The organism is Paenibacillus sp. RRE4 (assembly GCF_031844205.1).
Classification (GTDB): Bacteria; Bacillota; Bacilli; order Paenibacillales; family Paenibacillaceae; genus Paenibacillus; species Paenibacillus xylanexedens_B.
In genome coordinates, this window is the sequence record NZ_JAUZUT010000005.1 from 247,492 (window position 1) to 265,682 (window position 18,191).

General features: G+C 45.2%; 17 protein-coding genes. 10 read left to right on the top strand and 7 right to left on the bottom strand.

The genetic code is table 11. From position 1 onward, the window contains the following. Positions 1-177 precede the first annotated feature (177 nt). Together Q9R46_RS22200 and Q9R46_RS22205 are read left to right on the top strand one after the other, a co-directional pair. Positions 178-1,554, top strand: a complete 1,377-nt coding sequence (locus Q9R46_RS22200; protein ID WP_311281817.1) for an amino acid permease — start codon at positions 178-180, stop codon at positions 1,552-1,554. A 179-nt stretch (positions 1,555-1,733) separates the two neighbouring features. After that, positions 1,734-2,636 carry an SDR family oxidoreductase gene (locus tag Q9R46_RS22205; RefSeq protein ID WP_311281818.1) on the top strand — a complete coding sequence of 301 codons (903 nt, stop codon included), beginning with the start codon at positions 1,734-1,736 and terminating at the stop codon, positions 2,634-2,636. A gap of 146 nt (positions 2,637-2,782) precedes the next feature. On the opposite strand, the gene Q9R46_RS22210 is transcribed toward Q9R46_RS22205, so the two are convergent. After that, the gene (locus tag Q9R46_RS22210; protein ID WP_311281819.1) at positions 2,783-5,236 is read right to left on the bottom strand and encodes a transglutaminase domain-containing protein; all 2,454 of its coding nucleotides are present in this window, start codon (positions 5,234-5,236) and stop codon (positions 2,783-2,785) included. A 255-nt stretch (positions 5,237-5,491) separates the two neighbouring features. Between Q9R46_RS22210 and Q9R46_RS22215 the strand changes: the two genes are divergently transcribed. Continuing rightward, entirely contained in the window at positions 5,492-5,914 is a 423-nt protein-coding gene (locus Q9R46_RS22215; RefSeq protein WP_311281820.1) for an ester cyclase, read from the top strand. Positions 5,915-6,003: 89 nt separating this feature from the next. Here Q9R46_RS22215 and Q9R46_RS22220 read toward each other — a convergent pair whose 3' ends face one another. Further along, positions 6,004-6,765 carry a GNAT family N-acetyltransferase gene (locus Q9R46_RS22220; RefSeq protein ID WP_311281821.1) on the bottom strand — a complete coding sequence of 254 codons (762 nt, stop codon included), beginning with the start codon at positions 6,763-6,765 and terminating at the stop codon, positions 6,004-6,006. Between the two features lie 161 nt (positions 6,766-6,926). Here Q9R46_RS22220 and Q9R46_RS22225 point away from each other — a divergent pair, with 161 nt between their 5' ends. Beyond that, complete coding sequence (locus Q9R46_RS22225; protein WP_311281845.1) at positions 6,927-7,586, top strand: M48 family metallopeptidase; 660 nt, start codon at positions 6,927-6,929, stop codon at positions 7,584-7,586. A 1-nt stretch (position 7,587) separates the two neighbouring features. Here Q9R46_RS22225 and Q9R46_RS22230 read toward each other — a convergent pair whose 3' ends face one another. Beyond that, positions 7,588-8,670, bottom strand: a complete 1,083-nt coding sequence (locus Q9R46_RS22230) for a saccharopine dehydrogenase (RefSeq protein WP_311281822.1) — start codon at positions 8,668-8,670, stop codon at positions 7,588-7,590. A gap of 194 nt (positions 8,671-8,864) precedes the next feature. On the opposite strand from Q9R46_RS22230, the gene Q9R46_RS22235 reads away from it, so the two are divergent. Together Q9R46_RS22235 and Q9R46_RS22240 are read left to right on the top strand one after the other, a co-directional pair. Further along, entirely contained in the window at positions 8,865-9,236 is a 372-nt protein-coding gene (locus tag Q9R46_RS22235; RefSeq protein ID WP_145414619.1) for an iron chaperone, read from the top strand. Further along, positions 9,233-9,778 carry an isochorismatase family protein gene (locus Q9R46_RS22240; RefSeq protein WP_311281823.1) on the top strand — a complete coding sequence of 182 codons (546 nt, stop codon included), beginning with the start codon at positions 9,233-9,235 and terminating at the stop codon, positions 9,776-9,778. The genes Q9R46_RS22235 and Q9R46_RS22240 overlap by 4 nt, the downstream gene beginning before the upstream one ends. 110 nt (positions 9,779-9,888) lie before the next feature. Here the strand turns inward: Q9R46_RS22240 and Q9R46_RS22245 are convergent, their stop codons facing one another. The 4 genes from Q9R46_RS22245 to Q9R46_RS22260 form a co-directional block, all read right to left on the bottom strand. Continuing rightward, positions 9,889-10,134 carry a hypothetical protein gene (locus Q9R46_RS22245; RefSeq protein WP_311281824.1) on the bottom strand — a complete coding sequence of 82 codons (246 nt, stop codon included), beginning with the start codon at positions 10,132-10,134 and terminating at the stop codon, positions 9,889-9,891. Positions 10,135-10,186: 52 nt separating this feature from the next. Continuing rightward, entirely contained in the window at positions 10,187-11,347 is a 1,161-nt protein-coding gene (locus Q9R46_RS22250; RefSeq protein WP_311281825.1) for a CAP domain-containing protein, read from the bottom strand. 273 nt (positions 11,348-11,620) lie between these two features. Continuing rightward, positions 11,621-13,849, bottom strand: coding sequence for an S-layer homology domain-containing protein (locus Q9R46_RS22255; RefSeq protein ID WP_311281826.1), 2,229 nt, complete (start codon positions 13,847-13,849; stop codon positions 11,621-11,623). 198 nt (positions 13,850-14,047) lie between these two features. Next, on the bottom strand, positions 14,048-14,650 hold the full coding sequence (locus tag Q9R46_RS22260) for a hypothetical protein (protein ID WP_186331836.1): 603 nt from the start codon (positions 14,648-14,650) through the stop codon (positions 14,048-14,050). Between the two features lie 151 nt (positions 14,651-14,801). On the opposite strand from Q9R46_RS22260, the gene Q9R46_RS22265 reads away from it, so the two are divergent. Genes Q9R46_RS22265 through Q9R46_RS22280 form a run of 4 tightly spaced genes read left to right on the top strand, consistent with a single transcriptional unit; the run spans position 14,802 to position 18,120 of the window. After that, entirely contained in the window at positions 14,802-15,380 is a 579-nt protein-coding gene (locus tag Q9R46_RS22265) for an RNA polymerase sigma factor (RefSeq protein ID WP_311281827.1), read from the top strand. Further along, positions 15,349-16,200 (top strand): hypothetical protein, encoded by an 852-nt coding sequence (locus Q9R46_RS22270; protein ID WP_311281828.1) that lies wholly within the window; start codon positions 15,349-15,351, stop codon positions 16,198-16,200. Before Q9R46_RS22265 ends, Q9R46_RS22270 begins: the two co-directional genes overlap by 32 nt. Beyond that, complete coding sequence (locus tag Q9R46_RS22275; RefSeq protein ID WP_311281829.1) at positions 16,181-17,056, top strand: ABC transporter ATP-binding protein; 876 nt, start codon at positions 16,181-16,183, stop codon at positions 17,054-17,056. The genes Q9R46_RS22270 and Q9R46_RS22275 overlap by 20 nt, the downstream gene beginning before the upstream one ends. After that, positions 17,053-18,120: an ABC transporter permease subunit gene (locus Q9R46_RS22280; protein WP_311281830.1), complete on the top strand. Its 1,068-nt coding sequence runs from the start codon at positions 17,053-17,055 to the stop codon at positions 18,118-18,120. Before Q9R46_RS22275 ends, Q9R46_RS22280 begins: the two co-directional genes overlap by 4 nt. Positions 18,121-18,191: the final 71 nt, after the last annotated feature.

Below are 18,191 nucleotides of genomic sequence, written 5' to 3' on the forward strand. Positions count from 1 at the left end.
AAGATTTGAGCAATTTTTGACATATGTACCTGTGAGTGCTTACTTCCTCATAATCCATATTGTATTTCTGCTTCACATCTCGTACAATTTGATGAAGTAATTCTGCATTGCGTTAATGTAAGTGGATTGAAGTGGAATGATAATTGGAAGCTGTTTATGAGAAAAGGGGAGAATCACTTGGAATCAAAAGAACTATCGAGAGGGCTGAAACCCCGTCATGTTGAGCTGATTGCGCTCGGCGGTACGATTGGCGTCGGGTTGTTCATGGGATCGGCAAGCACGATCAAATGGGCTGGTCCGTCCGTATTACTGGCCTATTTGCTGGCCGGGATCATTATCTTTTTTGTCATGCGTATTATGGGGGAAATGTTGATTCAGGAGCCGGTAACCGGTTCGTTTGCGACATTTGCTCACAAATATATCAGCCCGCTTGCCGGGTTCCTCACGGCCTGGAGTTATTGGTTCCTGTGGGTTACGGTGGGTATGGCGGAAGTTACAGCCATCGGGATTTACGTGGGATACTGGTTCCCGGATATTCCCCAGTGGATTCCGGCACTCGCGGGTGTGCTCATTATTGCGACAGCCAATCTGGCAGCAGTGAAGTTCTATGGCGAATTCGAGTTCTGGTTTGCGATGATCAAGGTAACCGCAATCGTGGCGATGATTGTCATCGGAACAGGTCTTATTTTCTTCGGATGGGGAAATGGAGGAGAGCCGATTGGTTTGTCCAATCTAATCAGTCACGGAGGCTTTTTCCCGGGAGGCATCAAAGGATTCCTGTTTGCGCTATGTATTGTCACGGCTGCCTACCAGGGTGTGGAGATGGTCGGAATTACGGCTGGGGAAGCAGAAAATCCGAAATACACGCTGCGCAAAGCCATTAAAAACATTGTGTGGCGGATTCTCATTTTCTACGTAGGTGCGATATTTGTGATCGTTACGCTGTATCCGTGGAACGAGGTAGGGGAGACTGGAAGTCCATTCGTGCTAACCTTTGCCAAAGTGGGCATTGTTGCAGCTGCAGGTATCATCAACTTCGTAGTGTTAACAGCGGCAATGTCGGGATGTAACAGCGGGATCTACAGCGCAGGACGGATGTTATACACACTGGCAGAGAACGGACAAGCACCGGCCTTTTTCAAAAAGCTGTCCAAAGGCGGGGTTCCCCGTAACAGTATCGTAGTGACCATCTCTCTTCTTCTGATCGGGGTTGTACTCAACTATCTGATGCCTGATTCGAAGCTGTTCCTGTACATTTACAGCGCAAGTGTATTGCCCGGTATGGTGCCTTGGTTTGCGCTGGCGTTCAGTCAGTTCAGATTCAGAAAGCGTTGGGGGCAGGACCTGGCGGAGCATAATTTCAAGTCCAAATGGTTCCCCATCAGCAATTACATTATTATTGTGTACCTGATTTTGGTCATTATCGGTATGGCCTTTAACCCGGATACACGTCTGCCACTGATTGTGGGGGCAACGTTTATGGCGATTGTAGTGGTTGGTTATTACGTATTTGGCATCGGTGGTCGGCAGTCCAAAGCTAACGATTCCAAATAAAAGGCAACAATGATGATGCACTTCTTGAACATACTGGGTGACTCGCAAAGAGTCCCGTATGTTGAAGGAGTGTTTTTTTTGCAGTTTAAATAACGGGCATCTCGGTTACAAAGGAAAGAGTACACCTTTACGCAAATGAAATTCACAACACATAAATACGAACCGAGGAGGAACCAAACATGGCTACGCAAGATCAGCATTCGATTCAAGATCCAACGACACAATATCCGAAGGCAACGAAGGAGTGGAAGCAACAGCAGGATGAGCCGGGATTGCAGCGTGAGATGACTCCTGCTCCGGATTGCGGTGAAAAAACGTATAAAGGCAGCGGACGCCTTACGGGTCGTAAAGCGGTCGTTACCGGTGCGGATAGCGGGATTGGCCGAGCGGTGGCAATAGCCTATGCACGTGAAGGAGCGGATGTTGTACTTTCCTATCTGTCGGAAGAGGAAGCAGATGCCAAGGAAGTAGTGCAACTGATTGAGGAAGCGGGCCGCAGAGCCATTGCTGTCCCAGGTGATCTGAAGGATGAGAAGTACTGTGAGGAACTGATCGAAACGGCGGTCAAAGAACTTGGTGGCATTGATATTCTGGCTAATGTGGCGGGCAAACAGCAGTTTGTCGAGCAGATCGCCGACCTGACAACGGAACAATTCGATGCGACGTTCAAAACGAATGTTTATTCCATGTTCTGGCTCAACAAAGCAGCAGTCAAACACATGAAAGCAGGCGGTTCGATCATCAATACTTCGTCGATTCAGGCGTATAAACCGTCTCCGATCTTGCTGGATTATGCAACGACAAAGGCTTCCATCAATACCTTTAGCAAAGCACTCGCCCAACAGGTTGGCAGCAAAGGTATTCGTGTGAACGTTGTCGCTCCAGGGCCAGTGTGGACACCTCTACAGGTGGTTGGTGGACAACCTGTAGAGAAACTGGCGGAATTCGGCAACAACACACCGCTCGGCCGGGCAGGACAACCTGCCGAGATGGCCCCGGCTTACGTATTCCTGGCGAGTCAGGAATCCAGCTATGTGAGCGGAGAGACCTTGAATGCCAATGGTGGTACGGTTAGTCCATAATCGGGAGAAGGCTGTATAGTTATATTGAAAAAACCTCGGTATTGGAGATCAATCCATTCCATCAAGTTTCCAAAATAAAACAGGCCAAGGCAGAGTGTGCTCTGCTTTGGCCTGTTTGTATGTGTTGTGTTACGTCAGAAGTTGGTTTATTTTTGCTCCGACTTCGTTTCAAGCAGTACATAGCTACCTAGTGTAGCGAGCTCCGCGTTATCCAGCAGTGCTTCATTCACTGCAGTCACCGCTTCCGTTGTTGCATTCAACAGTTCATCGAAGTCAACAGGTGAGGCAAACCTGAGAACGACGGAAGCCTCTCCCTTTTTCAAATGTGTCTCGGTTTTGCTCTTATAATCGTTAATTGAGTCGACTTCAAGTTCGTTCTGTACATAATAATCATTGGCGTCACTTTCGCCTTTGAACGTACTGAGTTCGGAATCGAGCCAGTAATCTTTGTCCGCGATAGTCTTCTGACTTGCAGCCGTTTCATCATTGGTATTATACAAGAAATAAGGAATTCCAGAGTTGGTCAGATTATTAGTTGCGTCAACGTTGAACCACTCGTTTCCGATTTTCACCTTGTTCCATGCATGAGGTACGCCGCTGGAGGTTCCTGTAACCACGATACTCTCCAAGCCGGACAGATCTGAGAGCAGTTTGTATACGGAAGCATAACTTGCGCATACGCCGACGCCTTTGACGAGAATACCATAGGTGGTAAACGAATCATTAAACTGTGCATCCACATGCTTAAAGTTGTTTTGCTCTGCATTTTCCAGTGCAGCATCATCATATTTCGCATTGTCGTTCAAATAATCGTAGATGACTTTACGCTTCTCGTCATCGCTCATGCCTTGTTTAATAATGGAAGCAACAACCTCTTTGGCTTTGGCGATAATCTCGGTTTGTTTTTTCTGGATATCTGCAGCCGTTTCGTTGTAATGAATCGAAAGGGTCAGCGTGCCATAGTTATATTCGAAGCCTTCTACCCCAAGAATCAGTGGATTCTGGTACATGACTTTCAAGACAACATCCGAGAGTGTTGTAAAATTCTGAGCTTCAGGAAAAGCTTTCAAGGAGATACTGTCCTGAGCGGCAATCATATTTTTAGCCAAAACTTCTTCCAGCGCAGAATCCGCATTCATGAAATCATCGCCAGTAGCTGGCTCGGGCACGATTTCCTGATTACCTTGTTCTACATTTTGCTCGGTATTAGACTTCTGCTCGTCGACAAGGTTTTGCTGGGAGTCTGTATTTGCTTCTACACCTGTATCTGTATTTGTATTTGTTTCTGGAGCAGATGTCTCTTGCGAGGAATCACTCGCAGATTCGCTTGCCGTCTGATCGGCAGCTTCCTCGCCGGTGGTAGTTTCATTGTTGTTAATAATCGTTGGTACATCCGGTGCAGGCACATAAGGTGTATTATTTTTAGGCTCAACGAATCCGTTACTGGAATCAGCCACAGGCTGTTGGGCAAGCTTGTCTAGATCTTCCTGAGTAACATTCTCTACACGTACGTAATTTTTTAGCGCTGTTCCTTTGACGTGAAAAGGAATGACCGTTTCATTGAACGGAGAGATTTCTACATTAGAGGTATCATAGACAAGTGTTTCACGAGCCAGTGAGCCGTCATTGTACTCTACCGTTATTTTTTGTGGCAGGTCGTTAACGCTTTTCAATTTTTCTCGATAAAAATCTTCTTTTAATGCGGATGGTAACTGGGAGGCTAGTGGGGCTGTGGCAACTCCGTTGCTAAAGTTGGATTCTTTGCCTTTACCGACTGCAGTAACGTAGTATTCTCCCTGAATACCGGAATTCTGATGTGTTGTAACAATATCATTGTAAATACCAAGGCCGCCTTTTCCATCTTTCATAAAGTCATTAAAGGTCGTCTCGGTTGTGGTTGCAACAACCAGAGGTGTACTTTCACTATAAGCGTTCTCTGCACCTTGAAGAGGAAGATTATTAGGATCAAAAATTCGACTTCGGTCGATACGTTTATAAATGTTATATTGGGTAGCACCTTCAACTTTATCCCATGCAAGCGTTAGTCGTCTGTCTTTGTCGATAACATACTTCAATTTAGGTACGGGCAACTCCGATTTCACTGTAAATGGGATGATAAGTGGTTGATTAAGCAAAGTGGGATTCTCTGCATCCGGATCATAGTTTAGACGAATATAATAGATTGGAGCTCCGCCCCAACCGCTGCTTCCCTTGGTTTTCATCGCTTCCGAGCTTAATACCCCCCAGCTTAAGGGTTTAATCGATACGCTGTCTTCATTAATTTCTGGTAGTGCATATACCTTACTGGCCTTTAGTGCTTTAATATCGGTATGTACGGAGATAATATCATCTGAAGATAAGTTCAACTTTCTCAAATCGCCTTTGAACTTAAACGTAAATTCTTCATCCTGAGCCACATTGTACATGGGCATAATTGCTTTTTCCGAGGCTGTTCCATACTTTTCTTTCAAACTTAAAATGCTGGAGCCTTGCTTGGGTTCAGTTGATTTGTTCTCAGACGGGTTACTCTCCTGATCATTACTCTGGCAACCAGCCAGCAACAGGGTAAATACAAACATCATAAAAAATAATCGTTTCATGGTACACCGCTTTCTACTTATTCTGGGTAAAACTTATTTTGGATCCTCCTACCGTAAAAACCTCCTATTAATTTCCTAATACCTTTGATAGTTTATGGTCATATCTACTTATTGTCAAGGTAGGTTGTAGGGGGTTCGTAGACCTATATAGAGGTAGAACAGTTTAGCGATTTTTACATAGAAATGATGTTACAATGGTTCAATAGGAGTTAATAATCTCATCTCTAGAGAAGAATGTTGGAGGAGGCATCTTGTATGATTGCAGAACAGGTTGTGCGAACATTTTTTGAAGAAGTCCGGTCAGGCCGGAATCCGGATTATGCCAATCAAGTGATGGCGGAACAGGTGTTAGCCCATCAAGTGGTATCCGAGGAAGATATCACGGTAAACAGAACACCTGCCGATTATGCAGCTCATGTGCGCGAGATGATTGAGGCATATGGTTCTTTTACACTGGAGATTCAAGAGATGATTGCCCAAGGCAACAAAGTATATGTGCGTTGGAAACAATCGGGTGTTCATACAGGCCAGGTGGATCATTACAGCCCAACGGGGCTTCCGGTAATTGAGATTGCCAGTGCTGTTTACAGGGTGGAGGAAGGTAAAATCGTGGAATACTGGATTCAAATCGATAGATTAGGTATAGAAAAACAATTGGAACGCAACCTGAACGCATAAAGTCAACGATGGAGCAGTTGAGGCCTTTCTTTTTTACAAAAGAGAGGCCTGTTTTAAATTTAGTTGAGATTTTGCCAAACGATGGAGTCTTACAATGCATGATTCTTAACCCGGTACCAATACGAATAGGCATCGGTATATCCCAATTTGGCATATAGTCGCCGTGCAGCTGCATTGCCCTCGACCACTTGCAGATAACTTGAAACAGCACCATGTCTTTTCCCCCAATGCAGCAGATGCAGAATCATCTGTTCCGCCAGTCCGCGGTTACGGTAGCCCTTATCCGTAATGATGTCGTGTAGCCCAATGAATCCGCGCTCAACCACACCAAGCCCACAAGCCACCACAAAGCCGTCAACAAACAGTGTGATGAATCCCGTCTTCGCACGGACATTGAATAACATCTGAGCCATGGTTCCCCGAAACGCTTCACTGACCGTATTCAAACGGCAAAAATGGTTTAACCACTCTTCCGTTAACTGTTCCTCGATATGTACCTGTAGATGTTCAGCAGCTTTGAGATCCTTCAGGTCTCGAAGCTGTACCAGGGTTCGATCCACGACGTCATAACCTTTGTCTTGTAAAAGTTGATCCAATTCCCCTGGCTGAACGAACGGGGTTATTTTAAAAACCGTATTTAACCGGTTTGAACTGTAGATATTCTCACAGGTTTTGATCTTTTCATGCACATCCAGAGTAGAAGGGTAGATCGGCTGGACGGAATTGGCGCGTTTCGAATATCCTTTGGCAAAACGCAGTACCCAACCGTCATATAGTGAAGTGGATAAAGGCTGCCAGTGGTTGAGCGTTAACTCTTCAATTAAACAATGTTTGTTTTCTGTTGCATACATGTGGCTTATCCTCCTAACATGGGGTACAGGCAATATAACAATCAGATCAAATAATAATACATAAAAATGTATAAAAATTCAATTGAGATGATTCGGATGTTAGTCATCTGAATGATATAATCGATACATAGATTAATTTGTGAAATGGAGTACAACGAATGATTAACATAGAGATTCAGGGACACAAGATTACATGTCATATCGAACTAGGCAAACGAAAAAAAGCCTCCATCACGATGGATCTGCCCTACATGGTCACCGTCAAGGCACCGAACGGCACAAGTGAGGAGGTGATTCGTCAGCTGGTCCTGCAGCATGGCGCCGAGATTATACAAAAATCGGCCCGCATGCAGCAGGTGCTGGATGGTCCCCAAGCCAAGGATTACGAGAAAGAGGGCAAGGGTACATTCTTGCTTTTTGGCCAGGCTCATGCCCTGCATGACTTAATCCCGGTAGAGGGATTTACGGAAGAGGAGCTTCGTGCGAACCTGAAAAAGTTTTATTTTGCCGAATGCAAACGCATGATCGGGGAGCGAATTACACGTTATCAGCAGGAGCTTAAGGTGAAGCCGAAGTCTATCAACATCGTAGATTCTCCCACGAAATGGGGGAGCTGCAGCTGGGACAAAAAGCTAACGTTTAATTACCGCCTTGCCATGGCACCGCCAGAAGTTATTGATTATGTCATTATCCATGAGCTGTGCCATATTCATCATATGAATCATGACCGTTCGTTCTGGCGGAGAGTAGGTAGTATCATGCCGGATTACAAGGAAAAAGAAGATTATCTCATGCGTAATGGAAGGGCCATGACGTTGTAGATTAACCGAGTTGAACACCGTGTTCTGTGTAAAATTGTACAGCGGCATCCCGATTCGTATGGTGATCCAGCCAATGCTCAGGATAATAAATTCCTGCAGCCATCGGCCGGTCAGCAGGCAAGCGAAGCAGCTTATCCGCCTGAATAGCGGCACCGAGTGCTGTGAGATGGGACTGTCCCTGGGGATCGGAGACGGTTAGTCTACGCTTCACCTGTTTACCCGAGTGATCGATACCTTTCAGTTCGATGACGAGATGATGGGCGCCGCCATTCCCCGGGTTGTAGAGCAACTTGCGTCTGAGGGGAGTAAACCGTTCGCCACTAATTATATTCCATATTCCAGTTTTGACTAGGCCAGCAAGTGCGTAGGTAGACAACTTATGATCAAAGGCAATACGGAAGCTGGAAGTATCGATTTGGCTTTGCCGGGGAAGCGTAATGTGATCCGGTGTATCGAGCCTGTAACACTGCGTTTGATATCCTCCGGGAAAAGTGACAGGAAGCGGATCAGTCATTGGATAGACATCACGCTGAGTATTCAATTCAGTGATCTGAAAGGGAATGCTCATCCGGTCCATAAACGTAACGGAATCAGGTCCTGCTTTGTCCCGGAGTGAATATAAGGCACTGATGTTCATCTCCACATGATTTAAATTCTCTGCGAGCATCATCGCAAACAAGGAAGCTGTCCCGCCCATCCAGCCGGAAGATAAAATAACAGGGGAGCGAAGCTCTTCTTGTTTTGCCGTGTGATGCGCCTGATGAAATACCTCTGTCCAGCGAGTGACGTCAATGAGCGGGATGCCTCGCCGAATGGCAGATACGAGCAATGAATCCTGTAAATCATTTACGGCATTGATGATTAGGAATACGTCATCTTGGACGTGGATTAGAGGATCGGGTGCAGCTGTATCCACAATGACGGTGCGAACACGGTTTGAAACAAACGGAGGTGTTTTGCCAGAAGAACGGCCTCCGAGTAACAGTTCTAGATCAGTATGTCTGTCATGCAAAATGCGGGCAATCTGTGCACCAACTGCGCCGTAACCGCCGGCGATAAGAATTTTCCGATAGGTGGTAGTCATAAAGTTAACCCTCCATTAAATGTTTAAATGTTCGAACGCTTAAACATATTGTAGGGTTATCTGTCTCTAAAATCAAGTAGATGCGTTCTCCCGGAGAAAAACAGTTGTTGTTCGATCATGTTTATAACGTACAATAGAGCCAATAGTACTCGTTGCAAATCACCCTTAAACAGATGTGGAGGAAGGATCGCAAAATGAATCAAAACGGACAACACTCGGAGCTGGTGGATGAATATATCGCTTCATTTCCAGCAGATGTGCAACTAAAATTACAGAGGTTGCGGCAGATCATTCAGGAAGCGGCTCCGCTCGCTGAAGAGAAAATTAGTTACAAAATGCCTACATATGCGCAGCATGGGAATCTGGTTCATTTTGCGGCATACACGAAACATATTGGCTTTTATCCTGCACCCAGCGGTATTCTGGCCTTCAAGGAACAGCTCTCCAGGTTTAAGGGTGCGAAGGGTTCTGTCCAGTTTCCACTTGACCAACCTTTGCCAGAGAACTTGATACGCGAGATTGTTGAATTCAGAGTGCAGGAGAACGTGGAGAGGAATCAGAGATGAATAAATGCCTAATCGTACTTGATGTCCAGCGAGGACTTACCATGCAACGAGATGTATCGGCAACCGTGTCAAAGATCGAATCGGTCATGGCGACCTTCGAGAAGATGAATTGGCCCATGGTTTTTACTAAACATATTGATGAGCAGCATGAAGAGTCCTCACTCTACCGCGGGAAAGCAGATCATCTGGAAATTGTTGTGGATACGAAGCAACATCTTGTTCTGGAAAAGAACAAACCGAATGCTTTCAGTAATAGTGAATTGAAAAAATGGCTATGCGATCAGCAGGTAGAGCATGTGTTCATTGTTGGATTTAACATGGAATATTGTTGTCTTTTTACAGCAATCGCTGCTGAACATGAGGGTTTTAAAGTGACACTGCTTGAAGATGCGGCCGGTACGGTGAATACAGAAGAGACGTATGACATGGAGGGGCTGGATATACCTGATTTTATCGGTACGATTCTCAATTGGTCAGGCTGCATAGAAGTTCTATATACAGATGAATTTAGTGATGTGTACTGCCATGGTACTGAAAAGTAGAATGTGCTTATAATAGGATGCTACTTCGTTACTGGCTAAACCAATGTATACAAAATCCGGATGATGATTCATCCGGATTTTTTGGATGCCTGCTCTTTCCCCAACTGTTTCTACTCAAAGTAATAGGTAACATTGGAGTTGCTGGCCGCAGGAATCAGATACATAAAATAGGGGCTCACCTGCAGATAGATGTTCAGGTCGGACACGCTAAGATTGCGAACCGTTAGATTGAAACGGCCATCTGCACCGACTGTGACGGTTTCCGTACGAATATGTTTTTCTTCTGGTGACGGGCCATGAATCCGAAAGGAGAACGTTTGACCCGCATATGCTGTAAGTGTTCCTCGTACGTTCAAGGTGCGCTCCGCTGTATATTCGAATTGTACATGACGGTCATCAAGAACGACCTCATTGCCGGTATCCGGTTCCTGAGGCTGTGTGCCGGGATCTTGGGTCTTGGGGCTGCGTTCCAGGATTCTGTGGATCGGTCACGGGTTCCTCTGCGGAGGGGCTAATCGTGAAAAATTGAGTTTGATAAACGATGTCCGCGTTGGAACCGTCTTTTTTCTTCAATCCGGTAATTCGAACGGTAAACGTATCTCCATCCTTCAATGCTTTTACGTTATCCGGACGGAAAATGACAGCATAGCTATACCCATATCCATCGGCATTGACGTTGAAAAACGCTTGGGAAGGATCACTGCTGGTAGGTGTTTTGGCACCGAAATTCCAGGTTTTCTGATCCGATGTTCGTGTAAGTTCTACCTGAACCTCCGAATTTGAAGGTTTTGCAAAGACATCCGGGTTCAACTGCGCAGACCAGGCCTGCGACACATTGAAAGCTTCAATCGGAAACGCGCCTTTGTTTGGATACAAATTGTAATTGTAGCGCAGCTTCCCTGCCCGACTGGTATCCATCACCTGCATGGTGCTAAAATGACTTGCATAATTTTTGTTGTCCCGGGATGCGATTCCGAAGCCGACCTTTTTCAACTGCGGACTCAGAATCCAGCGACGGTGACCTAGTGCGCCAATGTTACTTGAGTCAGAGTCGTCCATATACGCTTCCACACTATTAACCGCCAGATTGCCGGTAGCGCCATAGGAAGCATACAAGTTGGAACTGGAGGCTGATTTAGCACCTAGATCAAAAAAATCCTTTGGCATATCGGCAGGCCTAGCCGGAAAATGGCTTAGAGGACCGGTAGAGACAAGAACTGCACCGTGTTGAGCCTGAACGTTAAGCGAAGCATCCAGCACAAGATCGCCTTCCAGTCCCGAAAGGTAACGATAGAAGTTGGCCGCATTTAATGCCTGCTGCAGAGAAGATTCACTTAATACGCCAGCAACATAAGGTGCTGTGGTGGAAGGGGTTTGGGTATATGTAGCGGGTTGATCCCTGTTCGACATCCATTGCGTCCATTTTTGATTAATTTCTTGCTGACTTCGCTCAGGCAACAAGCTGTCGACGGGGGCTGCCAAGGTCTGCTGTGCACCGAGTAGTACGAACATCAGACCAGCCAGAGGAAGCGTAAGCAATGTGTGAATAACCTTTTTCCGAATAAACATCTTCTAATCTCCTTCAACTTATAAAATGTAAATAATATACTTTCAATGCATTTTATCGACAGTAGAGGATGTATTAGTTAGTTGGTTTTAATAAAATGAATCTTTTGTACCAGACGATGAAGTTCTGTGTAAAATTAAATTAATTCTTGCTGATTCCATAAAAAAAAGCACCTCCCGAACGTGCAAGGTGGAGAACGATCCCCCATGCCTGCTTGTTCGGAAAGTGCGATTTAGGTTAAACCGGGGGCGATCGATGCCTCCAGCGCCATGTTCTTAACCCTCTGTATATTCGTTAACGGCCATTTTTCCTTCCTCTACGCGAATCCAGTACGTGTAATCCTCTTTTACATTCAAGTAAAGGTTGAGGTGCTTGGTGTTTTGTTCATTTACCTTGACCGTCAGTTTGAAGCTTCCGTCTGCAGCCAGTGTTACGTTTTCGGTCTGAATAGGCAATACTTCCGGGGAAGGCCCGTTGATATCAATCGGAATGGTGTGACCGGCATAGGCCTTAAATGTACCTCGTAAAGTCAAGGTGTGATCCACCGTATATTCGGCCTGAACCGTACCATCCGGGAGGTTTCCTTGCTTCTCATTGTCACCCGTTTCGGTAACTTGTTCAGGTCTGCCCCAAGGCTCGAATCCTTTGCCCTTTAGATTCCTCAGAAATACAACAGCCTCTGCTCGAGTAAATAATTCCTTGCCAGCATAACCTTCGACAGTGGCTGATGTTTTGCCAGAGGAGTATCCCATATTCAGCAAATACTGAATATTGTCCTCTTCTCTAACATAGTTTCTACCTCCAAGGCTGGCGATAATTACAGCAACCTCTGTCCGATTCAGCGCATGTTTGCGCAGCTTGGGATTTTGAATGCTGGCTTCCAGTGGCAGATTAAACCTTGCTGCATACGTATAGTATCGGTCACTCCAAAGCGTACCTTTATCCTGAGCCGTCTCCATATTCTTCAGGTATTTAGTGTTGGCATACATATTAAATAACATGGAGAGAAATTCGGCTTCGCTCACCTGATCATTAGGTCTGAACGTGTCATTATCCCCACTGACCATATTTTGCTGAATAGCCCACAGGATATCATGCTTGGCCCAATGATTCTGAATGTCTGTATAGTTAGGCATTTTCTTTACCGTAACCGAGACGACCGTTTCTTTCCCTCCAAAACGGATATGCAGCTCGGCTTTCCCGACCTTTGTTCCAGCGATTCGACCATTCCGAATCACAATCTTATCCGATGATGTCGTATAGGTCAGGTTGGAATAGGGGGTGTAGGAAGTACCGTCTCCAAGAATAGCTGTGATTAAAGGGATATCTGCGGTTTCTCCAACTCGCAAGGTCACATCGGACTTTGCAGGTCGAATCTGGGTTAACGTGGGTTCCTGCCTGCCGTCTATATGGAAGAAACGTGTAGTATAGGAGATTTCGGCAGGAGAGCCATCTTTCTTTTGCAGGCCTGTGATATGTACTTGGAAGGTATCACCGTTTTTAAACAACTGAATATCGTCAGGACGGAAAATAATCGCGCTGTTATCGCCAAAGTTGGTTGTCTCGACATTGAAGTAGGCTTGTTCAAACCAGCGTTTGTTTGAAGGATCTACATTATAATATTCCGAAGGGAATTCCGTCTTCTCTTGCTGGTTGAATGTCCATTTCCGCTGGTCAGAGGTTCGGATCATTTCAACCTGAACCTTTTCCAATTCGGGTTTTGCGAACACGTCCCTGTTTAATTGAACAGACCAGGCCTGCAGGGCGCCGAAGGCTTCAATCGGAAAGTCGCCTTGATTGGGAAACAGGCTGTAGTTATACGGTGTCACCTGAGTTCTGCTTTTGTCAAAAACCTGCATGGCATTATAATAACGAGTTCGCTCTTCCTCTTGATGGGCAGCCAGACCAAATCCGATTCGTTGTAGCTTCGGGCTTAAAATCCAGCGGCGATGGCCTACCCGATCAATGTTGGACGCATCCGAATCATTCATGTAGCCCATGATGCTTCCGGCCAGTACATTGAATTTGCCATTGCTGGTGACATGCAGGTTAGATGAGGAGGCAGAGGTATAGCCTTTATCAAAAAAATCCTTCGGCATATCTGCCGGTTGTTCAGGGGAATGGCTAAGTTGCCCTCCGGTGGAGACAACAACAGCTCCGTGCTGAGCTTGCATATTTAATGTCGGGTCGAGTACAAGATCACCGGACATACCGGCAATATATCGATAGAAGTTGGCAGCATTCAAACCCTGCTCCAGATATCTCTCATTGAGCAGGCCGGCAGAATAAGGGAAAACGGTAGAAGGTGTTTCGGTAAACATGGGGGCAGTCTGATCTACATGCATCCATTCATTCCACTTCTGTACGATTTCTTGCTGACTACGCTCGGGAAGCAAGCTATCGACCTGTTCAGCGTAAGCGGTTTGTGTTCCGCCTAGAAGCAATAACAGGCCAGCGAGTGGCAGTGCAAGTAGCGAGCTGATTTTTGTTTTTGTACCCATCATAATATTTGTGAAACTCCTCTCATCTTCAGTACGCACCTGAAACATACGCAAATGTAACTTTATGTATATGTTATCGTCTGTTTCGTTGATTTTGCTTAGGGTGAATCCAGAATGAAAGGATTAAAAAAAAGAACACAGGCTATCCTTAGATGCAGGAAAACGCATGCTCCTCTTTCATATCTCTCAACTTCAATTCGTTTAGTCCAGATTCAAGTCGAAATCCGGCTGACACATATAATCGACGGGATACAGGTCGTCCCTGGCCGAGATTAATGCACGGAAGTGGAGATACAGATTATTCGGTTGCTCCACAACGCCACCTGCTCGAAAAGGCACAAGTTCGGCTACAACGAAGACATCCTCTGCATTCGTACATCGGAATATCACATTGTTTGGGTTAATAACCTCATCCATATAACTGTAGGTCATCACGTGAAAGGACTGGCCGCGCCAGTTCGTCTGAATGACCCGGTACGACTGGGTTCGAATCAGGTCTATGTAACGTTCCAGTGGGAAGGTATGCTCAAACTGTGTAATATAACCTTTCTGATCCACGTCGATCGTAAATTCGACATCGTAGCTCTCGTGGAACTCTTCCTGATATGTACCTTTCATGATCTTCATCGTATCAAAGTGTGATCCAAATGCCGGATCGGTCACATAGGGAATAGAAATCAGTTCAGCATCAACATACTGTGAAATTTGACTTGTTGTGGACGGGGGCTGGTTATGCTTGGTTGGTCTCAAGTCAATAGAACCGATCATACTGCCGGGAAAACCGGGACTGCAACTTATTCTCATAGTCATCTCCTTTGAGGTGTATTCCTTTATTTAGACGAAGATGAAGGAGGAAAGTTTCACCATCTTGTAGTGGATGTGGGTACATAAAAAATCAATTTTTGATCTTTTCTAGTCCAAGCATCGTTATCTAGATTGAGGGGGTGAGGGAACGTTGACAGATGAAGAGTTGATTCGAGAGATTCAAGAAGGAAGCCGAGCAGCGATGGAAGTGCTGGTTAAACGTCACTATAAATCGGTGTTCGCATATATCTATCGCAAAACAGGAGAATATCATACGGCTTATGATCTGACTCAGGAGGTCTTCATTAAGATGATGAAATCTCTAAAAAGGTATCAGAATACAGGGAAGTTCGAGCATTGGCTTCTAAAAATTGCAGTAAACCATTGTCTGGACTATTTCCGTGGACGGGAGTATAAGCAACAACATAGGGAGACGGAACTAACGGAAGAAGCGTTCCCTTCGAGTGAACATCATAACGTCTGGGACATTTTTCAAAAAAGAAACCAGAACGAACAAGTCAGACAAGCCGTGCTAAGTTTGCCGGAGCATCAGCGGGATGCTGTTATTTTGAATTATTACAACGGATTGAAGATTCGTGAAGTTGCAGAAGCAACGGGAACCAGTGAATCAACGGCTAAGTCACGGATACGTTTAGGAATTTCGAAGCTGAAAGAGATGATTACAGGGGGGGATCGGCATGAAACACCAACATACAAAAGGAACCAATAAAGCTCACTCTGAAACAGAGATTGATATAGGTGAGTATCGTGAAATTGCCTCACATCTAAATCAGTATCCGGTTGAATTCCCCTCGGAAGCAGAGATCAACAGAACGATTCTTGAGCTGAGTGCATATATGCCTGAACCCGAAGGTGCTAAGCAGAACTGGGCTTCCAGAAGCTTGACCCAGGAATTGTTCCAAGTGGTCAGAGGGGAAATGGTCATTTTTCATAAATCCTATTGGTTAGCATGTGCGGTGCTTCTGCTACTTGGATTCTGGCTAGGGCGTCAACATTCCATGGATTCAACCTTAATTGTACTTTTCTTAGTGCCCATACCCTTTGTACTCGGATTGCTCGAGGTGTTCAAAGGCCGGGATTCGGGACTGATGGAGGTGGAACTGACTTGTAAAATGACCGAACAACAGCTAATGTTCGCACGATTGATCGTGGTACTCTCGGGTAATATCGTTTTTGTATTTTTACTAATGTTACTGGTATCTAACGAAACAGGAGACTTGTTGACATGGAAGTCTGCTGGACTGCTGTATACACAGTTGCTCATCTCAGCGGGGACAAGTTTGTGGCTTGCGATGCGTGTAAGAGGTGGAACCGCCGTCAGCCTTTTTTTGATTTTTTGGTTTGCGTTAGTACAGTTTGTGCTTACTCTTAAGGAAGTTAAGGCATTCATAGAGACCATTCAACCCTCATGGCTAGCCGTTATTGCTTTCGTTGGGGCGGGACTGTTGATCCGTCAAACCTATCAGATGGTGAGGAAGTATACATCACAGACAGAAAGAGGGTATTCCTTTGATACTGACCATAGATAATGTGTCCAAAAAGTACAAAGATAAATGGGTGGTTAAATCATTCTCGCTGGAGTTGTCCAATCAAGGAGTCTATGGTTTGCTTGGGCCGAATGGAGCTGGAAAAACAACATTGCTGCGAATGCTTGTAGATATCTCCGAGCCTACATCTGGACAGATTAAGTTGGATGGAAAACCGATACAACATACGGGGGAGCAATATCGAAGTATACTCGGATACATGCCGCAACGTTTGGGATTTTACAACCGGTTTAGTGCGTATAAATTTCTAATGTATATGTGCTCCTTGAAAGGACTGAGCGGAAGTCAGGCCAAAGTTCGTGTGCAGGAAACGTTAGCGTTGGTCGGCTTGGAAAACAAGGCACGGGATAAAATCGGTACGTTCTCTGGAGGCATGAAACAGCGATTAGGCATCGCTCAAGCCTTGCTGAACGATCCACAGATTCTCATTTTGGATGAACCTACAGTTGGCCTCGATCCCAAGGAGCGGATTCGATTCCGAAATATGATCGGCGAGCTCGGAAGGGAGCGTCTTGTTCTGCTGTCTACGCACATCATCTCGGATTTGGAGTTTTCATGTAAAAGGTTGATTCTAATGAATGAAGGCAAGCTGATACTGCAGGATACACCGAATGCAATTATGACGAGTATGCAAGATAGGGTGTGGAAAGCACCTATATTGGAATCACAGCTTACAGAACTGAATGCCAGATTCAAAGTAAGCAGCCTCTCCTATTCACCAGAAGGTATAACCGCCCGGATTTTGTCCCAAGAAAAGCCGATCCCGGAAGCTGTGCCCGAATCACCCCGACTCGAAGATGTATACATGCACTTTTTTGGTGAGGAGGCTGAATCATGATTCAGTTAATCCGGTATGAATTCGTTAAAATCATGATGCGTAAAAGTATCGCTTTAACCTTCGCTATCTTCCTTATTTTTTTCGTCGCTTATTCGTTTGTCCAACATGCTGGTTTATCTGATGCTTCCAAGGATTACAGGCCGTATGAAGGTCCCATAACACAGGAAAAAGCAAACCTGGCCAGAGATCATATGCAGATTATAGGTTTGAACAATGAGTATATTTACCCGAATGGTGTTTTCTATGACATCTTAAATTTCTCGCCAGAAACGAAAAATAACTATACAAGTTATGATGAGACTGGTCAGATCCGAACGCGAACCGTAGATGTAACCGACATTCACTACAATAAACCTTGGGGCTATTTACTTGAATATATCGATCAGTTTGGTACCGTGTTTATGATCATCTTTATTCTGCTCGGACTGGCTCCGGTATTTGCGAATGAATATGCACTGGGTACCGCATCCTTGTTACGCAGCAGCAAACGGGGAAAAAGCAAACTTGTAACGGCCAAATTATTAGCTTCTATGATCTACATTGTGGTGTGTGTTATCGTCTTTGCCGGCGTGAATTTGCAAATGTATTGGTTGCGATTCGGTCATTTGGCTGGCGCGGATACCCCCATTCAAAGTGTAGCGATGTATTTTGACACATTTTATTACGAATTCTCACCTTACCGATTTACGGCACTTCAATACTATATCGTTCAGTTATTGACTCATGCAGCTGGTAGCCTTGTGCTTGGGTGTATCGTATTACTGGTATCGGTTCTCAGTTCTACACCGTTTATTGCTGTATCGGTGAGCGCTGCGATTGTAGGCCTTCCTTACCTGGCATATGATGTGTTAAATCTGAACTCTGGATGGATGAGGTGGCTGGAAAGTTTTCAATTAAGCACGATGATCAGAGTGACAAGACTTTTCAAATACGATGTTCATTATTCAGTATTGGGGCTAAAGCTGTCTTATTTTACGTTATACATGGCTGTAATAAGCCTTTTTACCATTGGTGTTGTTGTGTTTACCTATCGCACCTTCCGCCGGCGTGAAGTATTCTCTTGAACATTTCTGATTCCCTCCTGAGATCATCAAGATTGTCCCGAGTCATTTGTGCAGCCCTCTAAAATCATGCT

Excerpts from the sequence above, each read along its gene's own strand:
- Q9R46_RS22205 (WP_311281818.1), top strand. The coding sequence starts at position 1,734 with ATGGCTACGCAAGATCAGCATTCGATTCAAGATCCAACGACACAATAT.
- Q9R46_RS22210 (WP_311281819.1), bottom strand. The coding sequence starts at position 5,236 with ATGAAACGATTATTTTTTATGATGTTTGTATTTACCCTGTTGCTGGCT.
- Q9R46_RS22215 (WP_311281820.1), top strand. The coding sequence starts at position 5,492 with ATGATTGCAGAACAGGTTGTGCGAACATTTTTTGAAGAAGTCCGGTCA.
- Q9R46_RS22220 (WP_311281821.1), bottom strand. The coding sequence starts at position 6,765 with ATGTATGCAACAGAAAACAAACATTGTTTAATTGAAGAGTTAACGCTC.
- Q9R46_RS22230 (WP_311281822.1), bottom strand. The coding sequence starts at position 8,670 with ATGACTACCACCTATCGGAAAATTCTTATCGCCGGCGGTTACGGCGCA.
- Q9R46_RS22235 (WP_145414619.1), top strand. The coding sequence starts at position 8,865 with ATGAATCAAAACGGACAACACTCGGAGCTGGTGGATGAATATATCGCT.
- Q9R46_RS22240 (WP_311281823.1), top strand. The coding sequence starts at position 9,233 with ATGAATAAATGCCTAATCGTACTTGATGTCCAGCGAGGACTTACCATG.
- Q9R46_RS22250 (WP_311281825.1), bottom strand. The coding sequence starts at position 11,347 with ATGTTTATTCGGAAAAAGGTTATTCACACATTGCTTACGCTTCCTCTG.
- Q9R46_RS22255 (WP_311281826.1), bottom strand. The coding sequence starts at position 13,849 with ATGATGGGTACAAAAACAAAAATCAGCTCGCTACTTGCACTGCCACTC.
- Q9R46_RS22260 (WP_186331836.1), bottom strand. The coding sequence starts at position 14,650 with ATGAGAATAAGTTGCAGTCCCGGTTTTCCCGGCAGTATGATCGGTTCT.
- Q9R46_RS22270 (WP_311281828.1), top strand. The coding sequence starts at position 15,349 with ATGAAACACCAACATACAAAAGGAACCAATAAAGCTCACTCTGAAACA.
- Q9R46_RS22280 (WP_311281830.1), top strand. The coding sequence starts at position 17,053 with ATGATTCAGTTAATCCGGTATGAATTCGTTAAAATCATGATGCGTAAA.